11 protein-coding genes are annotated in these 25,657 nt (G+C 59.7%); 4 read left to right on the top strand and 7 right to left on the bottom strand.

The features are described from left to right. Window positions 1–150 precede the first annotated feature (150 nt). Window positions 151–6,102, top strand: coding sequence for an SdrD B-like domain-containing protein (locus BGIM_RS0118780; RefSeq protein ID WP_020471274.1), 5,952 nt, complete (start codon window positions 151–153; stop codon window positions 6,100–6,102). Window positions 6,103–6,208: 106 nt separating this feature from the next. Here BGIM_RS0118780 and BGIM_RS0118775 read toward each other — a convergent pair whose 3' ends face one another. Next, complete coding sequence (locus tag BGIM_RS0118775; protein ID WP_157369210.1) at window positions 6,209–7,753, bottom strand: FAD-dependent oxidoreductase; 1,545 nt, start codon at window positions 7,751–7,753, stop codon at window positions 6,209–6,211. Window positions 7,754–7,941: 188 nt separating this feature from the next. On the opposite strand from BGIM_RS0118775, the gene BGIM_RS57810 reads away from it, so the two are divergent. Beyond that, window positions 7,942–12,585: a protein kinase domain-containing protein gene (locus BGIM_RS57810; RefSeq protein ID WP_052639885.1), complete on the top strand. Its 4,644-nt coding sequence runs from the start codon at window positions 7,942–7,944 to the stop codon at window positions 12,583–12,585. Between the two features lie 12 nt (window positions 12,586–12,597). Continuing rightward, window positions 12,598–13,176 (top strand): RNA polymerase sigma factor, encoded by a 579-nt coding sequence (locus BGIM_RS0118765; RefSeq protein ID WP_020471272.1) that lies wholly within the window; start codon window positions 12,598–12,600, stop codon window positions 13,174–13,176. Window positions 13,177–13,211: 35 nt separating this feature from the next. Here BGIM_RS0118765 and BGIM_RS0118760 read toward each other — a convergent pair whose 3' ends face one another. From BGIM_RS0118760 to BGIM_RS0118750, 3 genes are all read right to left on the bottom strand, one after another. Continuing rightward, window positions 13,212–14,690 carry a hypothetical protein gene (locus BGIM_RS0118760; RefSeq protein ID WP_020471271.1) on the bottom strand — a complete coding sequence of 493 codons (1,479 nt, stop codon included), beginning with the start codon at window positions 14,688–14,690 and terminating at the stop codon, window positions 13,212–13,214. 402 nt (window positions 14,691–15,092) lie between these two features. Next, on the bottom strand, window positions 15,093–15,713 hold the full coding sequence (locus BGIM_RS0118755) for a peptide chain release factor family protein (protein ID WP_020471270.1): 621 nt from the start codon (window positions 15,711–15,713) through the stop codon (window positions 15,093–15,095). Window positions 15,714–15,728: 15 nt separating this feature from the next. Further along, complete coding sequence (locus tag BGIM_RS0118750; RefSeq protein WP_238537673.1) at window positions 15,729–17,111, bottom strand: Gfo/Idh/MocA family protein; 1,383 nt, start codon at window positions 17,109–17,111, stop codon at window positions 15,729–15,731. Window positions 17,112–17,367: 256 nt separating this feature from the next. Between BGIM_RS0118750 and BGIM_RS0118745 the strand changes: the two genes are divergently transcribed. Further along, on the top strand, window positions 17,368–18,261 hold the full coding sequence (locus tag BGIM_RS0118745; protein WP_020471268.1) for a Gfo/Idh/MocA family protein: 894 nt from the start codon (window positions 17,368–17,370) through the stop codon (window positions 18,259–18,261). A gap of 35 nt (window positions 18,262–18,296) precedes the next feature. Here BGIM_RS0118745 and BGIM_RS0118740 read toward each other — a convergent pair whose 3' ends face one another. From BGIM_RS0118740 to BGIM_RS0118730, 3 genes are all read right to left on the bottom strand, one after another. Then, window positions 18,297–19,001 (bottom strand): hypothetical protein, encoded by a 705-nt coding sequence (locus BGIM_RS0118740; protein WP_157369208.1) that lies wholly within the window; start codon window positions 18,999–19,001, stop codon window positions 18,297–18,299. A gap of 682 nt (window positions 19,002–19,683) precedes the next feature. After that, window positions 19,684–23,274 carry a chromosome segregation protein SMC gene (smc, locus tag BGIM_RS0118735; RefSeq protein WP_020471266.1) on the bottom strand — a complete coding sequence of 1,197 codons (3,591 nt, stop codon included), beginning with the start codon at window positions 23,272–23,274 and terminating at the stop codon, window positions 19,684–19,686. 274 nt (window positions 23,275–23,548) lie between these two features. Next, the gene (locus BGIM_RS0118730; protein ID WP_029630173.1) at window positions 23,549–25,342 is read right to left on the bottom strand and encodes a flagellar basal body P-ring protein FlgI; all 1,794 of its coding nucleotides are present in this window, start codon (window positions 25,340–25,342) and stop codon (window positions 23,549–23,551) included. Window positions 25,343–25,657 lie beyond the last annotated feature (315 nt).

Below are 25,657 nucleotides of genomic sequence, written 5' to 3'. Positions count from 1 at the left end.
TCCCGCCGACGGGGGTATGGCGCGACCCATCCAGGCGACACGCTCGCTCTTATCGCTTCATTCGGCGGTCCGATCCGATCGCCGGGCCACTACCCGTGGTTTGAAGCCGCTCGTTACCTGGCCGGATCAACCCGCGACGGAAGAACTCTCATGCGTTGGGTCGAATGGTTGCTCAAACAATCGGTCAGTACCGCCCAAACCGTTTCCCCCCGGAAAGCTCGCCTGGCCGTTCTGACGCTTGAGGACCGTTCGGTTCCGAGCGTGGCCGGTTTCGTGTTCCGCGATCTCGACGGCGACGGCGTCCGCGATGTCGGCACACCGCAAACCGAGCCGGCAGGGCACACTCCTGCCATCATTCCCCGGACCGAACCGGGGCTTCCGGGCGTGGCCGTGAAAGCCTTCGCTCCGGGAGGCACCGTACCCATCGAGACGGTCTTCACGGCCAGCGACGGTTCGTATGCCCTCACGACCAGTCTGCCCTCCGTTCGGATCGAGTTCAGCGGTCTTCCGGCGGGGTACGGGTTCGGCAATCCGTCCCCGCAGGCGGCGGCCTCGAATGTGCGGTTTGTCAACGCCTCGACCAACCCGACGGGCGTGAATCTCGCCACGGTACTAACCACCCAAGCCAGCCCGTATCTCGTCACGCCGGTTTACACCCAAGGCAACCAGATCACCGGCCCGCAAGCTGCTCAAGGGGTGGTGGTCGGGATTCCTTACAACTCCTCCGGCGGTCCGGGCGGCGCCATTCCGCTCGCCACCGCTTCGCAAGTCGGAGCGACGTGGGCCGTGGCCTCGAACACCACCACCGGGGCGGTGTACGTCGGCGCGTACATGAAACGCTACACGGGATTCGGCCCAAGCGGCACCGGGGCGATTTACAAACTTCAGCCGACTTACAACAACCTTGGCCAGCTCACCGGCAGCCAGACGCCTGTCCTGTTCGCCGACCTCTCGGTGGTTCTCGGCGGGGCGGCCGGCGGCACGGCGGCGACCACCGGGGACAATCCGCACCCCAACACGTTTGACACCAACAAATTCAAAACAGACAACGACGGTAACAACGACGGCACGCCAGACAATATCACCAACGGGTCGGTCGGCAAGATCGGGCTCGGCGGCATGGTGATGTCCCCGGACAATCAGTTCCTCTATGTGATGAACTTGAACACCCGGCAACTCATCCGGCTGGGGGTGGACGCAAACGGCAACTTCAACGGCACGCATGCCGAGTTCAACGTCCCCGTCCCGGCCGGGGTGGCCCCGTCGGATGTGCGACCGTTTGCGGTGCAATACCAAAACGGCCAAGTGTATGTCGGCCTTGTGGATTCGGCCGAGTCCACGGGTTTGCGGAGTGATTTGAAGGGGTATGTCTATACTTTTAATCCCGCCACCAGTTCGTTCGGCGCGGCTCCCGTTCTCCAATTCCAATTGGATTACGCCCACGGCGACGCCAACGTCCAAAAATCCACCAATCCGCCCCCGAACGTCATCCAGTTGAACAACGGCTTTTACCAACCGTGGAACGACAACATCGATCCCAGCACGAACGGCGACAATTACTACGCCAGTCCGATGCTCTCGGACATCGTGTTCGATGACACCGGGGCGATGATTGTCGGCATTCGGGATCGCCAAGGCGATCAATCCGCGCCCGGCACGACGCCGTCTCAAATCTTCGGCGAAGCGGGGGATATTCTGCGGGCCACCCCCAACGGCAGCGGCGGCTTCAATCTGGAAGGCCAGCCCGGCGGGCCGGTTGGCGTGGCCGACGGCCAGGGGCCGAACGGCCGTGAATTCTACGCGGATGACAATTTCACGGGCCTTCACGACGAGACGTCCCTGGGCGCCTTGGCTGTCCTGCCCGGTTCCGGTCAGGTTGTCGTGAACTCAACGGACCCCGGCGGCATCACGGACGCCGCCGGGCCGGTGTGGATGGACAACACCACCGGCCGGGAGCGGGATAATTTCAATGTTTACACGGGCGGCGTGAACACCTTCGCCAAGGCGAACGGCCTCGGCGATTTGCAAATCATTTATGCCCCGGCCGCCCTGACCATCGGGAACCGGGTGTGGTACGACACCAACGGCAACGGCTTGCAGGACGCGGCCGAACCCGGCATCCAAGGGGTGACTGTCCAGTTGTTCCAAAACGGGAACCTCGTCGGTTCCACGGTAACGAACGCCCTCGGCGAGTATGTTTTCGACGACACGGATGTCAACAACGGCACACCGGGCGACACCAGCGACGACGGCGTGAAGCCCAACACCGCTTACCAGATCCGCATCGCCACCGGGCAGGCGCCGCTGGCCGGCAAACGTCCCTCGACTCCGAACGCCGGGGCCGACAACATTGATTCGGACGGCATCGACAACGGAACCTCGGTCACCTACGACATTGTCTCAGGCTCGAATGGCACGTTCGACGACAACTCGGACTTCGGCTTCGTTCCCCGCATGTCCATCGGGAATCGGATCTGGAACGATGTGAACAACAACGGCATCCAGGACGCCGGCGAGGCGGGCATCAGCGGAGTGGCCGTCGTGCTGCTTGACACCTCTAACAACGTCTTGGCCAGCACGACCAGCGGCGCCAACGGGATCTACGAATTCAGCAACCTGTTGCCGGGCAATTACCAAGTGCGGTTGTCCTCCAGTAACTTCCGAGCCGGCGGGGTTCTGGAAGGGTATGCCAGCAGCACCGGGGCCAACGGCCAGGCCACCGGACCGTTCGAGGGAGCAGCCACTCCCAACCCGACCAGCAACTTTTCGGACACGGATGACAACGGAACCACCAATGGCGTGCTTGGCACTCTGGGGGTGATTGATTCCGGCATCATCACACTGACGGCTGACAGCGAACCGCTTGGCGAAAATCCCGGCCCGGTGGACGCCACGGTGACAGATGCGAACAGCAACCTCACTGTTGATTTCGGCGTCTTCCAAAAGCACACGCTTGGCAATGTGATCTTTGAAGACGCGAACAACAATGGCGTCCAAGACCCCACGGAGACAGGCATCACCGGCGTGACGGTGAACTTGTACGATGCCACGGGCACAACCCTGCTGACTTCTTCTTTCACGAACGCGCAAGGCCAGTATTTGTTTAGCCTCCTGGCCCCCGGCTCTTATGTCGTCGAGGTCGCGGCGAGCAACTTCAATGTCGGCGGGCCATTGGCCGCTTATCGATCCAGCACCGGAACGAATGGTTCGGCGAGCGGGCCAAGCGAACCGGCCCCCGGCCCGAACAACAATATTGACGGGGTGGATGACGGGACAACAAGCGGCACGCTCGGCGCGGGTGGTGTCGTGCGGGCGCTCCCCGTCACGCTGGGAACCGACGAACCGCTGAACGAAACCCCGAACAACGACACGACCAGCCTCACACCGGACAACCAAAGCAACCTCACGGTGGACTTCGGGTTCTTCCGTCCTCTGTCGCTTGGGAATCAGGTCTTCCTGGATTCCAACAACGACGGCTTCCGCCAGACGGGCGAAACGGGAATTAACGGAGTCTTGGTCGATTTGTTGAACGCCTCCGGCGGCGTCGTGGCCAGCACGACGACTGCCACCGTGGGACCGGACAGCGGCATCTATCGCTTCGACAACCTCGGGGCGGGCCAGTATCGCGTTCGCTTGACCGCGCCCAACTTCACCGGCGCCGGCTCACTGGTTGGGTTTAACAACAGTTCCGTCAACCAGACGGACCCGAACACGGACATCAACGACGACAACAACGGGATCACCGTCGGCACGCTCGGAAGCGGTGGAGTGATTCAGTCCAATCTCATCGATTTGTCCGTCGGCAATGAACCGATCACTGATGGCGACACCAATCCGAACACGAACCTGACCCTCGATTTCGGAGTGTTCTCCCGGCACAGTATCGGCAACCGGGTGTTCAACGACGCGAACAACAACGGGACTCAAGACCCCGGCGAAAGCGGCATCGCCAACGTAGCGGTGCAATTGCTTGATGGCACGGGGACGAACATCTTGGCTTCCACGACCACGGACATCAACGGGTTGTATCTGTTCACCGGCATCGCCCCCGGCTCCTACGTCGTGCGGATCCCGGCCTCGAACTTCTCGTCCGCGCTCGCCAACTTCGCCAGCAGCACCGGCAACCCCGGCTTCCTGACGCCGACGCCGTTCGAGGGGGCCGCCACCCCGAATCCGAACACCAACCCCTCGGACACCGACGACAACGGGACAACGGTATCCGGCAACGTGCAAAGCCTGCCCGTCACTATCAACGACACGGCGCCGTTGCTCGAATCGCCGAACAACGATCCGGGAACACCCGACAACCTCAGCAACCTGACGATTGATTTCGGCTTCTTCCAGAAGGCGGCGATCAACGGCCGGGTGTTTGTTGACACGAACAACAACGGCGTGATCGACCCGACGGAAACCACCGGCCTCCCCGGTGTCACGATCCAAGCGGTCGGCCCGGCGGGGACAATCACAACCACGACGGGCGCCGATGGCTCTTACTCGTTCGACAACCTTCCGGCCGGATCGTACACGGTCAGCGAACCGACGCAACCGCCGGGTTATGGCTCCAGCACGCCGAACAATCCCCCGGCCATCACGGTCCCGGCGGGCGGCACGGGAGTGGTGAACTTCGGCGAAACACAAGGCTCGCTCGCGGGTCGCGTGTGGCTGAATTACAACAACCAACAAGACTTCAACGGCCCGGACACGGCCATTCCCGGCGTGACCATCACACTGACCGGAACTGACTCCGGCGGCAATCCGGTGAACCGCACCACTACGACGGACGCGACCGGCAACTACAATTTCGCGAATGTCGCCGGCGGCAATTACGTCATCACGGAAACACAACCGACCGGCGGCACATTCCCGCCGAACACCGATGGCATCGACTTCATCGGCACCGTTGGTTCGCCGGGCACGGTGGGGGCCGATTCCTTCACCCTGACCCTGCCCGCCGGAACAGTGTTGACCGGGTATAACTTCACGGAAATCCCGCTGGTGAGTCTGGCGGGGTCTGTGTACGAAGATGTGAACGGCAACGGCACGAAGGACTCGGGCGAACCGGGCATCGGCGGCGTGGTCGTCACCCTCACGGGCACGAATGTTTCCGGCACGCCGGTGAATACAACCGCGACCACGTCGGCCGATGGTTCGTATGCGTTCGCCAACCTGCAACCCGGCACAAATTACACGCTCACCGAAGGTGTCGTCCCTGCTCCGTTCTTGGACGGCAAGGAACAGAACGGCACCCCGGCGGCTTCCGGCACGGGAGTGAACGATGCCTTCAGCGGCATCAACCTGACGACATTGGCCGGGGGAGGCGCTGGATTCAACTTCGGCGAAGTCCGTCCCGTTTCCATCGCCGGACAAGTGTATGTCGATGCGAACAACAACGGCATGCGAGACGGAGCAGAAGGGCCAATTCCCGGAGTCACCCTTCGGCTCAGCGGCACGGATGACACCGGAGCCGGGGTAAGCCTGAATACCGTGACGCTCGCGGACGGCTCATACTCCTTCCCGAACCTGCGACCGGGCACTTACACAGTCAGCGAAGTTCAACCGGCCAATTTCGGAGATGGATTGGATTCCGTCGGGAACCGCGGCGGCAACAACACGACAAACGACGTGCTGTCGAATATTGTGTTGACTTCGGGCCAGGCGGGTACAGGTTACAACTTCGGCGAGACGAACAGCATCGACTTGGCAATCACCGAAACGATCAGCAAGACGGTCGCCAAGGTCGGCGATGTCGTGACGATCACCTACACGGTCAAGAACAATGGCCCGTCCCAAGGAACTGGGGTTGTGATGTCCGCACCGCTTCCTTCGGGACTTAGCTACGTTTCGACGGTCTTTAACCAGCAGGGAACTTACAACAAGGCGACGGGTTTGTGGACGATCGGCACATTGAACAACGGGGCTCAAGTTCAGCTTCAGATTCAGGTGAAAATCACCAAGGCGGGCACCTTTAGCGATCCGGCGTCGGTAACGGGAGATGGCACGGAAACGACGCTGGCGAACAACTTCGCCAACGTCCCGATCACGGCCACCATTCCCGCTTCGCAGGTCACCAAGCGGAAGTTCCTTAGCTCGGATTTTGCCTGATCGAATTGACGATCCCGTCGGAAGTGAAAATCAGAATTTGTCATTCAACACAAGGGCCAGCGGTTTTAAACCGCTGGCCCTTGTGTTGCGCAAACTCAAACAAGGCTTATCCAACCGCCGCCGGTTTTCTCGCTTCCAATGACTTCAACCCTTCTGTGGCGGGTCCGTGAATCACTTCCCCCTCGGCCGTGAACCGCGAACCGTGGCACGGACAGTCCCAGGTTTTTTCGCCGTCGTTCCAATGCACCACCCCCTTCATGTGGGGGCACACGGCCGACATTTCGTGAACCTGTCCGTCTTCGTCGCGGTACACGGCCAGTTTGGTCAATCCCTTGCGGATGACGGCCCCGCAACCGGCCGGGATGTCCTTGGCGTCGGACACGTCGCCGCCGGTGATCCAATCCGAGTATTGAGCGGCCAGATTGAAGTTCTCGGTGACATACGTCCCGGCCGCACGGAGCGGAATCCGCGAGGGGGAATATACCTCGATCAAATCGCTCGGGCGACCCGACATCAGATCGGTGAGCAACCGGCCGGCGATGGCCGCGTGGGTCAGCCCCATGCCGGAGTCCCCGGTCACCACGAAAACATTTTCGGCCCCGCCGGAATCCGCGCCGATGAAGGCCAGGCCGTCGAGAGTTTCAAACACCTGACCGGACCAGCGATAGCGAATCCGGGTAATGTCCGGGTTGTGTTTGCGAGCCCATTCCTCCAGTCGTTTCCAGCGTTCTTCCTGATCCTCGGCCTGCCCGGTTTTGTGATCCTCTCCGCCCACGATCAGCAGTTCCGGTTCGCCGGTGACCGGATCGGCCGGTTGAATCCGCACATAGTGGTATGGCTCTTGGGTGTCCCAAATCAAAGCGTCCCGGACGGTGTCCGGCGGGATCTCGGCCGCGATCACATAACTGGTGTAAGCGGCCATCTTGGTGTGCAGCAACGTCACTTGATGGATGGGGGAATTCGTCGCCACGACGACTTGGTTAGCCTCCAGTTGCCGGTCACCCTCCAGTTTCACGGTGACCATCGGGCCGCCTTTGATACCGTTGACTTGCACATTCGTGAAGATTCGCCCTCCGAGATCACGAATGGCCTTTGCCAACCCGGCCATGAACTTCAACGGGTGAAACCGGGCTTGGTTTGCGTAGCGCAAGCAAGCCCCGGTATGGAAGTGTTTGCAGGGCACTTTCTGCAACCGTTCCGGCGCCGCCCCGGCCCGGTTGGCGGCGGCTTCCTCTTCGTCTAAGGTATCCGGATCACGGCCGTCAGCGACGCACAGGAAGCCGTCCACCCGTTGAAAATCGCAGTCGATCGCTTCCTTTCGGCAGATCAACTCGATCAGTGTGACGGCTTCCGCATGGCTCTGATAAGCCCTTTTGGCGATGTCCCGCCCCCGGATGGATTCGACACGGGCAAAGCCGTCGTCAATGATGCTGGAAAGGTGCGCGGATGTGTAAGCCGTTTCCCCGGCCCCGATTTCCTCGCGGGATTCCAAGATGGTGACGGATCGCCCTTCCAACAGGAGCAGATAGGCCGTGGTTAGCCCGGCGATGCCGCCCCCCACGATGCAAACGTCGATTTTCTTCAGATTTCCAAGAACATCTCCGGTCCGGTCGGAACGTGCTCCGGCCCAGAGTGATTGTGTGCTGGACATGATGTCGAACCTTATGAGGGTGTGGGCAACCTTCAAACGAGCATGTGGCGTGCCGTTGGCTTTGATTTGCGACAAATGCCTGCCCCGCTCAGAATTCTTCAGCCATTGAGAATTCCTTCCATTTTCAAGACAGGATTTCCAATCACCTATCCTTGTCTAAGGTCTGCGAACCAATCGAGAACGTTCAAATGTCTGACTTGCTGACGCACCCGCCGACGGAGGATTTGGCCGCCTTCGGGCTTGGCCTGCTGGACGAGGCGGCTACCCAAGCCATCTCGGATCATCTGGCCGAATGCGAGGAATGCCAACAAGCGGTGGCTGTGTCGCCGGGGGACACATTCACGGATCTATTGGCCGGGGCGAAGACGGTCCTTGATGCGCCGCCACCCGGCGAGGCTCTTCCCCCGGAACTGGCCGCCCACCCTCGTTACACCCCCTTGAGATTGCTCGGCGTCGGCGGCATGGGGACGGTCTGGCTCGCGGAACATGCCATCATGGGGCGGCGCGTGGCGGTTAAGGTGATTCGGCCAGAGTTCTTGGCTCGCCCCGGAGCCGCGAACCGGTTCCGACGGGAGGTGGCGGCCGCCGCCCGGTTGCATCATCCCAACATTGTGACAGCCTTCGATGCCGAGCAGGCCGGGGAGACCCACTTTCTGGCAATGGAATACGTCAATGGCGTCGGCCTTGATGAGTTGTTGAAGGAGAAGGGAGCGATTTCCGTTTCCGAGGCGTGTCGATACATCGTGGACGCGGCCATTGGCCTTGAACACGCCCACCGAACCGGCCTTGTTCATCGGGACGTGAAACCCGGCAACCTCATGCGGGCGGCCGGTGGCACGGTGAAGGTGCTGGATTTTGGCCTCGCCATGCTCGTCGCCGACGACCGGGCCGATGCCTCGCTGACCGGGGCAAACATGGTCGTCGGCACCCCGGATTACATCGCCCCCGAACAGGCCGAACACCCGCACGCCGCCGACGGCCGGGCCGACATTTACGCCCTCGGCTGCACCCTGTATCACTTGCTGACCGGGGCGGTGCCCTTCCCCGGCTCATCCGTGTTGAAGAAACTCGACGCCCATCGGCGGGACCAACCCAAACCCTTGGGCCAGTTCCGCACCGACATCCCCCGCGGCCTCTCGGAGATCGTGATGAAGATGATGGCCAAAGATCCCGCCGCCCGCTTCCAGACGGCCGCCGCCGTCGCCGAAGCGTTGCAACCGTTCGCCGACGGAGCAATCGTTCCCATGCGGCCACGATCCTATTCCGTGGCCGCCGGGTTCGCGTTCGTCGCCCTTCTGCTCCTCGGGACGGTGATATACCGCATCCAGACGGACAAGGGCGAACTTGTCATCTCCACGGAGAGCGATGATGTGGAAGTGCTTGTCAAACAAGGCGGTCGGTTGGTGACGATCATCGACACCAAGACACAAAAGCAAATCGAATTGAAAAGCGGCGAATACGACTTGGAACTTCGCAATGCCGATGGTTTGAAACTGGATATCACGAAGGCGGCGCTGACTCGGGGCAGCAAACAACTGGCGACCATCGAACGTGTTCCCAAACCGGATGCGAAGACGGCCGCCAAAACAGATGACAAACCCCTCTGGATTGAAGAAGGGTTCAAGGCATTGGACAAAAACCAAGACGGGCGGATTCAACTCGGCGAACTACCGGAAAACCATGTCTTGCGACATGAATGGGACCATTGTGACACGAACGACGACGGCGTATGCGACTTTGAGGAATTCAAGCGTTTCATGATGGCCCGTCTCAAACTCGTGCCTCCGGGCATTCCGGGAATGGCCCCCGGAATGCCCGGAGGCACGAACCCCGGCATTGTCACGCCGGACGACCCCAACGTGATGCCAACTTTTCCGGGGCCGTCCAGCACCCGCGTCGTGTCACCGCCAGTATATGAGCCCCCAATGGACACTCCCGGCGCAATGCCATACTTTCCTGGCGCTCCCGGCGGTCCCGGCATGCCACCGCCATTGGGCGGTCCCGACCGCTTGCCGGCCGCTCATTGGCCGCCATTGGAGTTGCCGGCCGCCAGCGGGTTTATGGCGAGGCTACCCATCAAGCACGCGGACGTCGGGGGGTTGCAATTCTCCCCGGACAGCCGGATGGTCATTTTGAATGACAGCAGCAAACTCGAAATACTGGAGACGACCACCGGCAAGCCAATAGCCACTCATCAATCGGACAGCACCATCGAAGTGTGTGCCTTCACGCCTGATTCATCGAAGGTCATTTTTGTCATCCGGCCATCGCCAAATAATTACCAGTTCGTCCAGTGGCGTCCGGCCACAGGCGAAATCCGCCAGATTGGCGACCCCATCCGGTTCAGGAACCAATTCACGAGTTTGTGCGTTCAGACAGGCAACCAAAAGCTCGTTCTCGGGACGACGGACGGATATCTCGTCTATGACATGGTTGCCAAAGCGATGACTCGCCGCGTCAGTGGCGCGCCAGACCATCTTGGCGGAGACGATGAAAACCAACCCCGACTGGGGACGGAGAGCCGGATTCTTTCCGGGAATGGCGAAACCGTATACACGGTCGCCAATGAATGGCCCCGCAATTCCCCCACTGTTGGAGCCATCCCCCCTACGGTGCCGGGAACTGCTCCCCGGCCAGTCAAACAACACCTGCTGATTAACCGCCTGACCGATCAAGAGGCAAGCACGATCAGGATTGCTTTGCCGGGCACGTTTCTCAAGGTCTTTGACATCCCCCGGACTCTTGGCAATCCCAAAGAGACCGCCGCGTTTGGGGTGATGTGCCAGACGACGCCCAACGAAATGAAGGTTGTCACCTATGACGCCCTCGGCAATTCGGCCAGCGAACTAACCATTCCGGGAAAAGAGGACATGATCAAAGAACTCGCCACTCGGGCCTTTCGGGCCGTGACGAACAGCGGCGGGGACAAAGGCGCGTTCGAGGCACTCGATTTGACGACAGGTCTCAAGCGATCTCTCATTGCGAAAATCCCGATCTGGGACTCGACCGATCTCAGCGGAGACGGCCGCGTCTTCGCCGCCCGCACGGAAACCGGCTGGAACCTCTATCGCCTCCCCGACCCGCCGAAACCGCCGATTTTGACGCCGAGCCGAGGCCAAAAGAAAAAAGAAGATCTCGGAGTGCCGTCCGTCCCCAAAACAGGCAGCCCGGCACCCGGTGGCGATTCAAACATCCCGCCTGCGGGCATCCCCGAGGGGCCTTCAGATCGCCCTCGCGTGGTGTCTCCAAATGATCTGAGTGGAAACATTGGTTTGCCGAAAAAAGAAGACCATGCTCACTGGCCCCCCGCCGCCCTGCCCGCCGCCGGATTCATGGCCCGCCTTCCCTTCAAATATGCGAACATAACCACCGCCAGATTCTCTCCCGACAGTCGGCTCATCGGATTTTCGTCCAACTCCGAGCCGGGCGACATTCTCGAAATTTTAGAGTCGGCCACCGGCAAGATGGTGTCGGTCATCAAGACCGACAAGCGCCATGCCGCCTGGGGATTCACACCGGATTCGTCAAAGATCGTTCTCGTTACCCGGTCGGCGCCAAACACTTATGAATTCAATGTCTGGTCCTTGGGCACGGGGGGGCAACAACCACTGGGAGAGCCAATTCGGCTGGCGAACCCCATCCACACGGTCGCCGTGCAGGGCAACCTTCAAAAGCTTGTTCTCGGCGATGCGGCTGGCACCTACCACATTTACGACATCGCGGCCAAGGCCATCCCCCGCCGCATCGTCGTTCGACCAACAGAAGCCAAGGGTAATCCTTCAGGTTTCCAAATCATTCGTCAGACCGTCTCGGCGAACCGCGAGCGCGCCTATTCGGTGATTGCGGAACGAAAGAGCGAGGGATTTATTCATTATCTGCGGATCGATCAACTCACTGGCGAAGAAACGGAACCGATCCGGATCAACCTGCCGGATTCCACCGTGAACGTCTTTGAAATCCCTTTGAAATCCGGCTCGCCGCAAACCGCTCCCGTGTTCGGCGTCTTGACAGTCACGAATGCCGGCGAGATACAAACCCGCCTTTACGATGCGTTCGGAAAACCGGTCGGCGATCTTCCCTTGATCCCAAAAACGCATGACATCCGCAATATCGCGGCCAACGCCCGGCGGGCCATTGTCACTCCGCAAGGCAAGACCGACACCTTTGAAGCCCTCGACCTGGCCGAAGGCCAGAAACGCATGCCCATCGCCAAATTCCCGGATTTCGACACGACGGTCCTGAGTGAAGACGGCCGGGCGTTCGGCGTCCACACGGCAAGCGGTTGGTTCCTGCATCGCCTCCCCGACCCGCCGGAGACACCGATCTTGCCGCCGAAAAAAGAAACGAGCGGCGCCATCCCCAAGTTCGCGAAGCCGGAGAAAGGCCATTCCATTATCCTTCAAGCCGACGGAGAAATACGATTGGACGGCCAGCCCATCGCCCTCAATGAACTGGCGACAAAACTGGCGCCCGAAGCCAACATCGTCAACATTGTCAACATTGTGATTGATGGCAAAGCTCCTTTTGATCGGGTGAAACAGTTCCAAGAGGAGATGGATCGCATCAAGATGCGAGGGCATTCGGCCCCGGCGGAACCCGAGCCTTCCCCCCGCGAGAAGATCGAACAGATTCACTTGGCGGCCAACGGCGGACTGACCTTGAACGGAAACTTCATTTCCATCGAACAAGTTCGGCAACTTCCGGATGGTTCTGTCGTGCGGGTGACCGCCGAAAAGGATGCTTCCGCCACGAGGTTGAAAATGCTGCTTTCGGAACTGATGCCGTTGAAGATCAAACTGACGATCATCGACATGGGCCGCCCGAAGGACTGACCGCGATCAAGCATGGAAACATCCGTCAGCCTGATTGCCCGGTTGGCCGCCGCCCCGTCCGAGACGGACTGGCGGCGGCTTCACGACCTTTACCGGCCGCTCTTGCTCCGTTGGACCGCCCGCGCGGGCGTGCCGGCCGTTGATGCCGATGATCTTGTTCAGGAAGTGATGGTCGTCGTCGTCACCGAAGTGAGCGGCTTCATCCATCGCGGAGAGGGGGCGTTCCGCGCTTGGCTGCGCGGCATCCTAGCCAATCGTCTGCGGGAGTTTTTTCGTTTGCGAAACCGGCGACCGGTCGCCACCGGGGACGATGATTTTCAAGATTTGCTAGGCGAACTGGAATGCCCGGAAAGTTCGCTTTCCAAATTATGGGACCGGGAACACGATCACCACGTCGCCGGTCAACTGCTGATTCGGGTCCGGGGTGACTTCGCCCCGGTCACCTGGCAGGCATTTCGTTTGCAAGTGCTGGACGGCCACCCCGCCCGCCGGGTGGCCGATGAATTGGGGCAGTCCCTCAACGCCGTTCTGCTTGCCAAGAGCCGCGTCTTGAAACGCCTGCGGGAAGAGTCGCACGGGTTGATTGATTAGTCTTCAAACCCGTTCATTTTCCGAAAGAGACACCATCAACGCTTCGGCCCACCGGGTCCGGGGCCAACACTGATCCCTGATCCACCGGGGACCACGTCTTGATAATCCACCTGCGGGACTGCCAGATCGACGTTGACGGGTTTGTCTGTCATCTTTTCGCCGATGTTGCCGGCCCGGTCGCGGCAGCGAACGCGAATGTGGAACTCATGGGATTCGCCGGTCGGGGCCGTCCAGGTGTGCTGGCCGGTGTTGTCCGTCCAGTCGGCGGTGATTCCTTTCCATTCCTGCTTGTCGGCCGGGCGGTATTCCAACATCACCGGCACCGGGGCAATGTTGATGTCCGACGCCTTCCAGCGGATGTCCACCACCGCCCCCCGGTCGCCGTTCGGACTGACCTTAGTGCTGATGATTTCCACATCCGGGGCCTTGGTGTCCACCACCACCTGGATGTCGCCAAGAGTGCCCTTCACCGGAATCCGGCGGCTCGGGCCGCGATGATTCTCGGCGATGATGATGAAGTTGTACGTGCCGTCTTTTTGGGCCTCGTAAACGAAACTCAGCGGGATGGTGCGGACGGCATCAGGCGAAGCCACTGGCGGCGCCGGTTTGGGGCCTTCCTCTTTGGCCTTGAGCCAGTCGAGTTTGTCATCAGCGGCGTACAAGTAGGCGTGGGTGAGGCCCGATTGGCCAACGCGGGCGTTGAAGTTCAACGTGATGGATTTTTCCTTCACATAATGGACGCTCGGTTGCAGCGTCCGCAACCCCGGTGCTGGCGAACCAGCGGGGTTTTCCCGCAAATCCTTCGGGTCAGTGGTGAGGCGATTCGTCGGCAACGGGTCACGGATGGGATCGCCCCCCTTTTCGCCATCTTTCGCGGAAACCCACACCGGATCGGACTCGGTCTTATTCCCGGCTTTGTCGAGGGCGACAATCCGGACTTGCATCCGGTCGTTCGGCTTCATCTGCCATTGGCGATGGTCGCGCGGGGCGAAGGGCACGCCCTTGTCAATCGGCTCGAACCGGCCCATGTCCGGCCAGCGGAATTCGAGCCGGATGCCGTTTCGCGTGTCCATGTTTTCGTCGGACACATCCCATTCGATGCCGGGCGAACCATCGGCGGCAATGACCGGCCGAAGGGAAGTGACTTTGGGCGGCGTGCGATCAATGACCACTCGACGTTGCTCGGTCAATCGATCCCGGCTCGACGGGTCGGTGGTGCCGTCGTTGAAGGTCGTCATCGTGGCGAACCCGTAGGTTCCCTCACGCTCGACTTTGAATACAAATTCGCGTTTCTGACCGGCCTTGGCCGTCTCGTATTCCTGCCAGGCGCCGCCATCAATGGTGTAATAGAGCCGGACACTGGACGCAGAACCGCCGGACCGCAGTTCAAAGGGAATGCGGATACGGTCGTCTTTTGAATATGATGTTCGCCCCTCGGTCGGCAGTTGAGCGCGCGCCATCAACGGCACGGCGGCCAACCCGCAAACCAACAGGTATCGAAACGCGCAACCCACGACGCGACTCCTTCCGCCTCGTCCCGGCCCGGCAATCCCCCCGCCGGACGGTTCGGCCGCGTGCATAACGCACGATGCCGATGGCGTCGAGAGGAGACTTCGCCACCGCGACCCAAGCAAGGGGCGCGGAATGGCCGATATTGGAAAGATCGGCCATCCGGGGGAAGAAACTTGAGTCAGGAAGATTTGAGAAGCAAAACAAAGAGTTTCACGCAAAGTTCGCCAAGAGGACGCAAAATTCGCCAAAGTTGTCATTGCCCACTGGCAATCGCTCGCCCCCGCGTGATTGCTGAGAATAAAAATTTCATCAGCCACGCGGAGGGAAATGTCTGACACGAGGCAATGACAACTTTGGCGAACTTTGCGTCTTCTTGGCGAACTTTGCGTGAAACTCTTTGCTTCTTATCTCAACGGCTTTTGCCCGTGGCGAGTCCGGAGTTGGTTGGCGACCTGCCACACCTTGGGGTCCGTTTGCAAGAAGTCAATGAGGTTGCCGGTGGAGATGCCGAGCAGTTTCGCCGCATCGCTTACGCGGGATTCGACGGCCGCCAAGACGTCGAGCGCCACACCGACAGCGGGCCAGAATCGTGGGTCTTTGGCGACCAAATGCAACCGACCGTCCTTGGATTTTGCTTCCGCATAATCGGGAAACTCGGCCACGATCTCGGGGGTGAGGGCCGCCACTTCCAAGTCTTCCCGCAATTCGAGGAAGAACGCCTGCCAGATGCGTTTGAGGGCCTTGGCTTTGTTCTCATGCTGAGACCGGCTTTCCTCGGCAATCACAAGGAGGCCGCTGGGGATGTGGCGAAGCCGGACGGCGGAACTTGTCTTGTTCCGCTTTTGCCCGCCGGGGCCGCTGGCCCGGTAGGTGTCCACTTCGCATTGGGCGAGGAGATTTTCCGGGGAAAGTGTCGTCCAGGTTCGCCGTAAATTCGGCAACCGGGATTCGGAGTGCGAAACAGAAGAACCGGAGTTTTCAGGCTCCGGTTCTTTCGTCACCTCGATGATATCTTCGTTTGTCAATTCCGCATTCCGAAATTAGACGACCAGTTTCCACGGGCTGCGATATTCACGGCCAAGCATCTTGTTGGCGGCTTCGTCGCCCACAAAGGTGTTGGTCTTGGGGTCCCACTTCAGCGACTTGCCTGTTTGCAGGGCGACCACGCCGATGTGGCAGACGATCACCGAACTGCCGCCCACTTGGGCCGAGCAAATCGGTTGCTTTTTGCCGTCGCGGACGCACTCAAGGAAGTTGGCCATCTGGTTGGTCGGCCGGCCGTCGTACAGCTTCGGGTCTTCCTTCAGCGGTTCGCTCAGGATCTTGGCGTCGCTGGCGAGCAACAGCCCGCGGCTGACGAAGATCATGCCGTTTTCGCCGATGAACAGCACGCCGTTTTCATCCGGGCCGACGACCCGTTCCTTGCCGTTCTTGTCCTTGCTCACGTTGCCGTCTTTGTTCACCAAGGCCCCGGCGTTGGTGCCGCCGCCGGACATGGCGATCATCTTCGTGCCGTTGGCGTAGGTGTATTGCACCTGGAAGTTCGGGTGGGTGTTGTAGCCGTCACCGCCGTCATAGGGCTTGTCGGCCTTCAACACTTCCACCGCCACCGGGCCGGAGCCGTCGGCGTTCATGGCCCATTGGCCGATGTCGATGTGGTGAGCGCCCCAGTCGGTCATCTTGCCGCCGCTGTACTCATACCACCAGCGGAATTCATAATGGCAGTTGGTCTGGTTGCCTTTGACCCGATACGGAACCTTCTTGGTCGGCCCGAGCCACATATCCCAATTCAATTCCTTCGGCGGTTCGACGGCCGGAAGCGGACCACTGGTCGGGTTGCCGCCGATGCGGGCTTCGATGGTCTTGATCTTGCCGATGCGGCCCGAGCGAACGAGTTCGACGGCCGTGCGGAACTGTTGCATTTCCGTCCGCTGCTGGCTGCCGGTCTGGAAGATGACGCCGGTCTTCTTCTGGACGGCCTGCACCGCCAGCGATTCTTCGACGGTCAGCGTGAGCGGCTTTTCACAGTAGACGTTCTTGCCATTCTTCATCGCCTCGATGGCGACGAGGGCGTGCCAGTGGTCCGGCGTGGCCACGATCACCGTGTCCACATCCTTGCTCGTGACGAGTTCACGGAAGTCTCCGTAGCCCTTCGTCTCGTAGCCTTCCTTCTTGTATTGTTCGGTGGCGCGGGCCACGTGCCGGGCGTCCACATCACACAGGCTGGTGATGGTGAACTGATCCCGCGAACCCTTGGAGGCATTGTAAATGCCCCACGACCGGCTCTGCGGGCTGCCTGTCCCGACGATGCCGATGCGGACTTTGTTTTGGGCCGGCTTGGGCTTGGCTTCGTCAGCCAACAGCCGGTCGGCATACCAAGCCGGAAGCCCGGCGGCGCTCATGGCCGCGAGGCTGCGTTGCATGAAACCGCGTCGCGATAAATTGCCGAAGTTGAACATAAGGAGAGACCCCGGAGGAAAGTGACCGCACTGTTGAGTGCGCGTGCGAATATGGTATCAAGACGTGAAGGGGAAGAGAAGATTCAACCAAAACGGCCAACGATCAAATAGCGTACAAAAACGGGAAAATCGCCCCGTCGATTTCTTCGCCGGATTTTGCTCCTCATCGCCTGCTGATGTGTGGTAAAAATGGTCTTTTCCCTGAACACGGGCGAAGCAGATGCTCAAATTCGGATTGCTGGACTTTGACACCTCACACTCCATCGAGTTCACCCGACGACTCAACCAACGGGATGTTGACAAGGAACAATTCGTCGAGGGGGGCAAGATCGTCATTGGGTGTCCGGGGGAATCGAAGCTCTCGCCCGAACGCATCGCCGGTTTCACCGAGACGATGAAGAAATTTGAAGTGCCGCTGGTTGACAAGCCGACGGACATGATCGGCAAAGTGGACGTGATGCTCATTGAGGCCGTCGACGGCAGCGTCCATTATGAACGGGCCAAGCCGTTTTTGGAAGCCGGGATTCCTTGCTTCGTTGACAAGCCGTTCGCCTGCTCGGTGGCCGATTCCAAAAAGATCATCGACCTCGCGGCCAAGAAAAAGCTGCCGCTGTTCTCGTCGTCGTCCCTGCGGTTCGCCCCGGAATTGGTTGAGTTCGTGGCCGACACGAAGCACGGCAAGATTCTCGGCGCCCACGTTCACGGCCCGGCTTCGCTGCACGAGCGCAATCCCGGCTTGTTCCATTACGGCATCCACGCGGTGGAAGTGTTGTACACCCTGATGGGACCGGGTTGCGAAACCGTCACCTGTTTCAGCGACAAGGGAGCCGATTTGGCAACCGGCCATTGGAAGGATGGCCGGATCGCCAGCGTCCGGGGCATCCGCACCGGAGCGGCCGGTTATGGTGCGTTGGCCTTTACGGAAAAAAGCGTGTCCAACGTGGCCATCGGCACCAAGTTCATTTATCGGGAGCTGCTCAAGAAAATCGTGGAAACCTACACCACCGGCAAGCCACCAATTGACATCAGCGTGACGCTGGAAATCATGGGGTTTATTGAGGCCGCGTGGAAGAGCCAGAACAACCACGGGATGCCACAGAAGATCGAAAGTTAACCGTGTCATTCTTGGACAAGGCCGTGCAGAGGCACCTAGCCTTTGTCTGTTGCAGGATGAAGAATCTTCGGGATCAACTGGAGTTTTCTCTCCAAGAGATCATTTTTTTCTGCGACTATTGACGCCTGAAGAACCCCATTCTCTTTCAACTTTTTGCTTAATTCCTCAAGTTCCACATTTATTTGACAACGAAGTTTCTCGAAGTAATCTGCCTTATCCAAATCTTGGCCATTAGCAATTCTTTCCTTCCCCTCAGTAAATTCTCTGGCTTTAAGTTTAAGCTGGTCCAATTCCTTGTCAATTTGCTCTGATATCTGCTCAATTTTCTCCAACTTCGGTTGGAGATGAGACAACGAAACCCTCCGCAGTGACCAAGAGAAGTAGCTTGCCAACACATTACCGCATACGCAGAATGCAAAGCCAATGACTCGGGACACGTGTAGCAGCATGCACGAGACGCCGATTATGACCGTCAGGAACGCGAGGTCGTGTAGTCTGTGGAGCAGCCATCCGATTGTCAAAGATTTGCATTTTTGCGTCGTCGGTTCGGATTCCCAGACGTAGAAGAGCACGTTCAGTAGCATCGAAGCGGCAAAACTTCCCGAAGCGTATTCGAGACTGTGCGAGTAATTGTTCGCCGAAATAATCTGACCGATCATCGCAGCCGAGAAGGCAGCCAAAACAGCGTGGATCCGAGACAGGGTAAGTCGCTCCCCCAGAGTAGCCTGACTAGCTTGCATCGTCTTCTCCATTCAACCTGTTGCCAAGTGATTCGCTGACTCCGATCCATTCTTATAAGGAAACTGCCGTCATACCCGCGACGATCTCACGGTAATACGTGTCCATTGCTTCCACGGCCCACCAGACAACTTCGCAAATCAGTATGCGCAACACGTCCACATTGTCTGCCCCCCTAACCCGCTCTTGTCTGGCGCCAAGTACGAGAACAGCTTGGAACTTTGGCTATATGTTCTGCTAAATCCGTTCGGGGTTCTGAAATGCTCCCGGTAGTATCGTTCCTATTCCGATACATACGACTCCTGTTCTTCCCAATCGCCAAGCAGATGCCCACGATTGGTTGTCATTTTTGAAGAAAAACCCGCCCGGCATATGCACATCTAACTCTGACCGACAGCCCACAGCTTAAATCCAGATAATGGCTTGTGGCTCCAGTGTCATTCAGGCCGTTCAGTCGGGTCGGCATTCAAGTTCTGCATGGGTCGGGGTGTACAGTTTTTGACCCTAAAAGCGGGCTTTTCGACCTTGTTTTGAGTCAAAAAGGCTCGTAAATCGTTCAAAAGAGAGGTTTTTCGACTCTGTTTGACCTGTTTTTGAGTCCAAAATGGCGTTTTCGAGGTCCTAAAGCGGTGTTTTTGAGTTGTGATGGCGTCAAAAAGGGAACGTCCAAAAGCTGGTAGCCCACTACGCCGCGTGAGCTTCCGGGATGGCGTTCTCCTCCGGCCAGTCCTCGAACCGCACCGACACTTGCTTGGAAATGCCGCTTTCTTGCATGGTCACGCCGTACAGCACGTCGGCGTAGGCCATCGTTCGCTTTTTGTGCGTGATGACGATGAATTGCGAACGATCCGTGAATTCGCGGAGCGTTCGGGCGAGGCGTTCGGTGTTGGCTTCGTCGAGGGCGGCATCCACTTCGTCGAGCAGACAGAACGGGCTGGGCTTGCTTTGGAAGATGGCCAATAGCAGGGCGACAGCCGTCAGCGTTTTCTCGCCGCCGCTCATTAGGGAGATACTGCGGAGTTCCTTGCCCGGCGGGCGGGCGACGATGTCGATGCCGGTCTCCAGCACATCCTCGGGGTTTTCGAGGATGATGTCCGCGAGGCCGCCGCCGAAGAGTTTGCGGAACAATTCTTGAAAGTGTCCCCTCACGGTGGCGTAAGTCTCGGCAAACAGACGTTTGCTGTCCTCGTTGATCTTCAGAATGATCGCCCGCAAGGAAGCCTCGGCATCGGTCAGATCGGTCACCTGTCCTTGGAGCGTGCTGGCCCGTCCTTCGACTTCGGCCAGTTCATCCAATGATTCGAGGCTCACATTCCCCAAGTGCCGGATCTTCTTTCGCAAGTCGTCCGCTTCCTTGGCGGCCACGGCGGCATCCCACTCGCCCGGCAGTTCTTCGCCGCGACTCAACGGGCTGGCCGTGTATTCCGTGGCCAGATCAAGTTGATACTCTTCGTGAAGCCGCGTGGCGATGCCGTCTCGGGCGTTGACGGCATCCCGCACGGCCAGTTCGGCCCGGTGATAGTCTTCCCGTTTTTGCTCACTCTCGCTGCGGTTGGTTCGCAGCAACTCTTCCAATTCCCGCTGCCGATCCCGCCGCCCGGCCCGGCTGGCCTCGGCTTCCCGCAATCGGGCCTCGCTGGTTTCCTTGGCGTGAAACATCACGGCGAGGGTGTCCGACCCCCGCAAAGCGGCCAATTCCCGCTCGGCGACCCGGCCCGCCAGCACGACACCATGACGGGTCATTCGCTCGGCTTCGCCGGTTCCGCGAGTCAGATCTTCCAGCGTTTTGCGATGCGCTTCGCGACGGGTTTCCAGGCGTTGCGCGGTCTCGGCCATCGCCACGCGGGCGGTCGTCAAATCTTGCTGCCGATGCTGGCGGTCCTGTTCATAAGCCCGGATGGCGTGGTCGGCGGTTTCCAGTTGCGTCTTCAAATCCTCGGACTGCTTCTCGGTTTCCACGGAGGAAGCGTGTGCTTCCTGCCAGTGCTCCTCCATCCGGTGAATTTCTTCTTCCAACATCTCCCATTCCTGCCGGACGAGTTGGATATCTTCCGTCAGGCGGGTTTGCTGTTGGTTCTGTTTCAGCATCTCCGTTTGCAGGTTGGCGGCGTTTGAGGAGAGGACACGAATTTCCTCGTCAAGCCCGTTGATTGGCCCGGCGAGTAAATCGGCTTGCTCCCGCACGGATTGCAATTGCCGTTCGGCACGGGACAACTCGCCGTCCAATACGGCCGCTTGTTCGCGGAGTTCCCGGAGTTCGCTCTTGCGAGAGAGAATCCCCAATTCTTGGGTCACCGGGCCGACACTCAATGTGCCGTCGGCCCGCAACAAATCACCCCGCCGGGTGACGAACTGAAAGCCGGTCAGTTCCGGGTCGGCGGCATATTCGCGGGCTTGAGCCAGCGAATCAACGATCAGCGTTTTCCCAAGCAATTGCCGGGGCAATCCGGCGAGGGAAGGTCGTTCACACGTCACCCAACGGTCGGCGGTAAGAGTATCCACCCCCTCGGCGAGTGGTTGTGTTTCCAACAAGGGAAGAAAGCTGACACGGCCGCTGAATGCCTTCGCGGCCAGCAGGTTGTCGATACCCCGGCCATCGCGCACGACGAAGTGCGAGGCGACATCCCCAAGGGCGGTGTCGATCAGCGGGGCAAGTTCACGCGGCACCCGCAATGAATCAGCGACGAGGCCCAACACCACGTCCCCGAACGGCGACGCCGGTTGGCCGAGTTCGGCCAGCACATCCCGAACACCGGTGCCCAAGCCTTCTTGGTTGCGGTCCCACTGATCAAGGATGTCGATGCGGGCCATCAAGTCACTGCGGCGAACCCGTAAATCTTCGAGTTGTCCGGCGATTTGCTCGGCCGTCGCCAGCAGAACATCCCGCTCAGCCCGCCGATCTTGCAAGGCCTGCCGGGCCAGACCGATACGGGTTTGCAATTCGGTGTCGCGCAGGCCGAGCGATTCCAACACCCGCCGGACGGTGGCGAGTTCGCCAGACTTGGAATCATGTTCCCGCCGCTTGCGATCACGATCTCGTTTGAAACGATCCAATTGCTCACGGGTCTTGGTCACATCGTTGGCAAGCGCGGCCGCCCGGCCGACGAGATGATACTGCCGGTCCCGGCCGTCTTGAACTTGTCTGCGAAGTCGGCTCAGGCCCTCGTCAATCTCCGTGGCGGCGGCCTCCACTTCGTTGACGCGCGCCTGACAGACTTCGGCTTCCCCCTCGGCCTCGGCCACCAAATGAGCGGCCTGTTCCCCATCGGCGGCCAGCGTTTTCAACAACCCCTTGAGGTCGGCGGCCCGGCGGTAATGGGTCAGCAATTCGGCGTGAAGTTCGCCTGCCTTGGCGAGATCATTCTTCCAACGTTCCCGCAGGGTGGCGATTTGCCGTTGCGATTCGGTCCGGGCCTCCCCGGTTTGCCGAATCATCTGCTCGCTCTCGGCAAGCACGGCGGCGAGTTGTTCCAGTTCCGATTCCCAACCCGTCAGCCGGATTTGCGAATCGGACATCGCGGCCCGCATCGTGTCCAGCCGGGCGGACTCTGTTGAAAGAGTTTGCGAAAGTGTGTGATATTCCCGCAGCGACAACCCGATCCGCAGGTCTTTCAATCGGGTGTGGTATTCCTGAAATCGCTTCGCCTTCTCGGCATCAAGCCGCACCCGGCGCAGACGGGTTTCGACTTCGCCCAGAATGTCGCGCAAACGGTTCAAGTTTTCTTGGGTAGCGTCCAGCTTGCGAAGCGTTTCGAGTTTCTTGGCTTTGAAACGGCTGATGCCGGCGGCCTCCTCCAGAATGGCCCGGCGGTCCTTGGTGCTGGCTTGCAGCAAGGCATCCACCCGCCCTTGCTCGATGATGCAATACGCCGTCGATCCGGCGCCGCTGCCAAGGAAGAGTTCGCGGATGTCCTTGAGCCGGGATTGCTGGCCGTTGATCTGATATTCACCGGTGCCATCCCGGTAGACACGCCGGGTGACGGCTACCTCGGCAGCATCCGTGTTCAACAGTTTTTTGGAATTATCAAAAGTGAGGGTGACTTCGGCGTTGTTCAACCCGCGCCGACCGGAGGCCCCGTTGAAGATCACATCGGCCATCTCGCCGCCGCGAAGATTCTTGGCGCTTTGCTCGCCCAGAATCCACCGCACGGCATCCACCACATTGCTCTTGCCCGACCCGTTCGGCCCGACAATGGCCGACATCCCGGCGGGGAAGTCAAACCACGTCCGGTCGGCGAAACTTTTGAAGCCGATGAGTTCGAGTCGTTTGAGCACGGGATAGGGTTTAGGGGATAGGGTTTAGGGTTTAGTCAAATGGACAGAGTGGTTGTTAATTTCATCAATGGTCTCGGCCGTTGATGGAAGAGACCCCCTCCAACTCCCCCTTGCCAAGGGGGAGAGCAAAACCGGCCCCTTGGCAGGGGGGAGCCGGAGTGGGCCTCACATGCCGAAACCCATTCCCAACATCCATTTGCTTAGAAACACACTTACTCAGTTGATCCGTCTCAAAAGACTGATGCCCTCCGAGCTAAACCCTAAACCCTAAACCCTACCTTCGTGTCCCTTCGCCGCTTCCCTCAAACAGTGTCGGGGTGGAGGCTTCGTCCACTTCCGAGAGCAGGTCATACTCCAGCTTCATCCAAGGGTCGGTGCGGGCAGAGTCGGCCAGTTTCGTCATCGGGACGGCCTTCGGCAGGGCGTCGACAACCACCTTGCAGTTGATGGCCTTGCGATCCTGGGCCTTGAAGAGCATCTCGGCGGCGTCGCCGTAGCTCGCGCCCATTTGGGCCATCTTCCGCAGCACATCGGCCACATTCAGGGCGCTTTGGGCGTGTTGCGTTTCCGAATCGCCCTTCGCGGAGAAGTACGAGATGGTGGCCACTTCGTCGCCCGGCTTGGCGGTGACAGTGAAGTTCGGCCCGGCCGTGAACGAGAACGGCGGCACCAGTTTCGGCGTTTCCCCGAACAGGACGAATTCGGAACGGCCCTCGCGGAGCATGTGAACCATCGGCTGGCCGACGCCCACTTCCGAGTGCAACACGAACGACCGGTTCTGCCATTGTCCCTTGATCGAGGCGGCGTCGTGATCGATTTCACGCATCGCGCGGAACGCCCCGTATCGCAGGCTCGGTTCTTTGCTGGCCAGCAATTCCTCCAGTTTGGACATGGCCAGGGCATCATCCAAGGCGGCAAGAGCCGTCAAGGCGTAGGCTTGGAACGCCGGATGCTCGGCGGCAAGACGGCCAAGCGTCTCGGCGGCCTGCGTCTGCCCAAGGTAAGCCAGCGCCTCGGCCGCACAGAATTGAACGAACGGGTATTCGCTCTTCATCGCCGCTCTCAACACCGGCAGGGCGGGCGCGCCAAGGGCTTCCAGTTTGATCGCGCCTCCGGCGGCCGTTTCCGGCTTCTGGATCATGTCTTCGAGCTTTTTTAGGTAAGCAGTCAAGTCGGCCGGGGGATCGAGCGGCACGGCCAGCACCACCCGCATAAAGTGCGGATGGTTCAGCCGGTAACGCGGCGGCACGTTAACAGCCACGAGATCCTTGTGCTTGGCAATGGCCACTTTGCTGCTGGCCGATTCGCCGCCTTGGAAGACGTCGTTCAGGCGGGTGGCGACTTGTTCGGCCACGCGGAAGCGTTGTTCGTCCGTGTTCAGAATCAAGAACATGGGGCGTCCCTCACGGAGTTTGCCCCCCTTCCAGACGTAGGCCGTCTTCATCGCGTCGATGGTCGAGGATTCCTCATCGCCATCCTTGGTCGGCTTCAGGGAGGCTTGCAGCAATCCCCTCGCGACCACCACCTCATGGCCCCGGATCAGCCGGTTCCCTTCGGAGACGGTGTTTAGCGAATTGTCCTTGAGGAAGCCGCGAACTTCGGCCTGCGTGGCAAAAGTCATCAACGGGGTTTCCTGAAGCACGCCCCCGCGAAGACTCTTGACCTTGCTTCCCGGCGGCAGCGTGATTTCGAGATCGACGAGTTCATCCCGTCGCGAGCCGGGCTTGACGACCCCGGTGACGACGACAATCGCCGTCGACGGGGAGTTCATCAATTCGTTGACATTAAGGTCCTTGATTTTCTTGAGGCGATCCTCGACCGCCTGCCGGGCGTCACCCGGCGGCGTCGGGCCGCCCGTCCCGGCGAGTCCGGTGACGATGCCGAAACCGCTGACGGTGAGTTCGTTGGTGTTGTCGTAGACCGCGATGTCGCGGATCGTGCGGATGGCGTCCTTCTCCGGCGGCAGCTCCTCCTGTTGGGAGCGGGACGTGATGGTCTTGAACCGTTCCGGCATGCACCCGCCCAGCAGAAGGGGCGCGATCATTAATAATGAGGCAAGACGTTTCATGGGGACACCCTTCCCTGTTTCCCCCGTCCGCGGAACCAGCCCGTTCTTCCCCCGAAGAAACAATCGGCCAGACCCGCGAAAGGAACGATCGGTCCCTGATCGCGTATTCCCGGTCCATAATCAGATGATTGGATGCTGTCAATGGGAAAGCGACCGAAAGATTGTCCAAGGTCATTTCATTTCCAGGGCCATTCCGTTATTCAACGTGGGGGATGCCGATAAGCTCCCGGGCTTTTTCGGGGTGGATTTGGAGCAATTCGATGGCTTCGCGGTGGTTGTCGGCGCCACTGTCGGCCAGCAAATGGATGATGGCAT

The organism is Zavarzinella formosa DSM 19928, from assembly GCF_000255705.1.
Taxonomy (GTDB): domain Bacteria; phylum Planctomycetota; class Planctomycetia; order Gemmatales; family Gemmataceae; genus Zavarzinella; species Zavarzinella formosa.
The sequence above is the reverse complement of the archived record's forward strand: the minus strand, read 5'-3'. Positions and strand labels throughout refer to the sequence as shown.

What these genes read in the sequence shown, in the direction of transcription:
- BGIM_RS0118780 (WP_020471274.1), top strand. Translation starts at nt 151, where the DNA reads ATGCGTTGGGTCGAATGGTTGCTCAAACAATCGGTCAGTACCGCCCAA.
- BGIM_RS0118775 (WP_157369210.1), bottom strand. Translation starts at nt 7,753, where the DNA reads ATGTCCAGCACACAATCACTCTGGGCCGGAGCACGTTCCGACCGGACC.
- BGIM_RS57810 (WP_052639885.1), top strand. Translation starts at nt 7,942, where the DNA reads ATGTCTGACTTGCTGACGCACCCGCCGACGGAGGATTTGGCCGCCTTC.
- BGIM_RS0118765 (WP_020471272.1), top strand. Translation starts at nt 12,598, where the DNA reads ATGGAAACATCCGTCAGCCTGATTGCCCGGTTGGCCGCCGCCCCGTCC.
- BGIM_RS0118750 (WP_238537673.1), bottom strand. Translation starts at nt 17,111, where the DNA reads ATGCAACGCAGCCTCGCGGCCATGAGCGCCGCCGGGCTTCCGGCTTGG.
- BGIM_RS0118745 (WP_020471268.1), top strand. Translation starts at nt 17,368, where the DNA reads ATGCTCAAATTCGGATTGCTGGACTTTGACACCTCACACTCCATCGAG.
- BGIM_RS0118740 (WP_157369208.1), bottom strand. Translation starts at nt 19,001, where the DNA reads ATGCAAGCTAGTCAGGCTACTCTGGGGGAGCGACTTACCCTGTCTCGG.
- BGIM_RS0118730 (WP_029630173.1), bottom strand. Translation starts at nt 25,342, where the DNA reads ATGAAACGTCTTGCCTCATTATTAATGATCGCGCCCCTTCTGCTGGGC.